The sequence below is a fragment of the Cupriavidus phytohabitans genome, from assembly GCF_000426345.1.
GTDB lineage: Bacteria > Pseudomonadota > Gammaproteobacteria > Burkholderiales > Burkholderiaceae > Cupriavidus.
The window spans coordinates 1-1,267 of the sequence record NZ_AUFE01000239.1; the positions used below are offsets into that span (position 1 = coordinate 1).

Genomic DNA, 1,267 nt, shown 5'->3' on the forward strand with positions numbered 1-1,267 from the left:
CCGCCCTCTACTCCGCGCCTCAAATTCCCCGCCTGTACACCAGTTTCGACTTTAGCTCCATTGTCCACCTCGCAGGGCGGACTAAGGTTTCGCATCTAAAAATAGACAATTCTATTGTCTGCCTATAGCCCGAGAGTCAGCAGTACACGGGATTTTTATCGGAAGCCGAAGTTTCATGCTGCTAAACCGGTCCTGCGAGGCCGCCGTAGGAATGTATATGGAGCGAGGTCACCAACGTCTTGCGCTATTCAGTGCGCTCGGGCTAGCTGGCGCCATGTTGTCCGAGGATCGGACATAGCGACCTGTGTACAGGTGGCCTCCCCACTGTGTGTTGATGTCTATCAATATGCAGCTTTTTGGCCGACTCCTGAGGGGGCGTGGCATGTACTTTGCATATTCCGATCGAGATATTCTTGATGCTCGAGATGTTCGTGAAAAAACTGAATGCGTTGGTCAGAATGATCATCGATGGCAACATTGGAGCACGTATTGCTCGGGGTGGTAGTGAGGCCAAGGGGCGCGCGGGGTTCGTGCTTCCATCTTCCGGGAGTGCCTCCAACCCGCCCTTTACAGTAGATGCCTGCCTGCAGGCGGGATCGGCGTTCGGCCACGTCTAGGAACGCAACACAACTTCTAGCCGGACTTGCAAACTGGCGTCTGCTATGGCACTCAAGCGTGGCCGCTCAGGAGAACCGAATAGCCGCCAGTACTGTACTGGCTAGGCACAATCTGATCGACGCGGCGAAGTCACGGCCGTCTGGCCAAGGGTAGGGCGGCTGATTGGCGGTGGGCAAAGTTAAAAAGTCCGCTATCTGTGGGATTGGGGTTGTCGCGATCGCATCTCCAGATTGAGCCGGTTGATCAGACTCTGCCGCTTGACGTTCAGCGGCGCGCGATGGGGCCGAACGGGTTCGCCCTGCAGCGTGCGCGACGGCCCCGCCTGCTGGCGACTGTCGCGCTGCGCCTGCACCTGAGCCGTGATCGCCAGCACGTGCCCCAGCCGCTTGTTGTCGACGATCGCGCCCTGGGCGATCTCGCCGAGCCGGTTATAGGTGGTGTAGGGCAGGGACGCGCCGTCGGCCCACAGCTCGATCCGCCCGTCCGGATACTCGGCCACCTCGACATAGCGGTGGATCAGGCGTCGGTGCTCGGGCCGGTTCTCGAGCAAGTACATTGTGCATAAGCAGCTTTCGTGATGCCGAAAGCGCGGGGATTTGAGCAAGAACGGTGATGGACGCTGGAGGGGTTCCCTCAGGGAGCGTGCACG

2 protein-coding genes are annotated in these 1,267 nt (G+C 59.1%); one reads left to right on the top strand and one right to left on the bottom strand.

Going from position 1 to position 1,267, the window contains the following annotated elements; all coding sequences use genetic code 11:
- Positions 1–416 precede the first annotated feature (416 nt).
- Positions 417–617, top strand: coding sequence for a hypothetical protein (locus K309_RS0135010; protein ID WP_156914557.1), 201 nt, complete (start codon positions 417–419; stop codon positions 615–617).
- A gap of 191 nt (positions 618–808) precedes the next feature.
- Here the strand turns inward: K309_RS0135010 and K309_RS0135015 are convergent, their stop codons facing one another.
- Positions 809–1,174 (bottom strand): hypothetical protein, encoded by a 366-nt coding sequence (locus K309_RS0135015; RefSeq protein ID WP_029050490.1) that lies wholly within the window; start codon positions 1,172–1,174, stop codon positions 809–811.
- Positions 1,175–1,267: the final 93 nt, after the last annotated feature.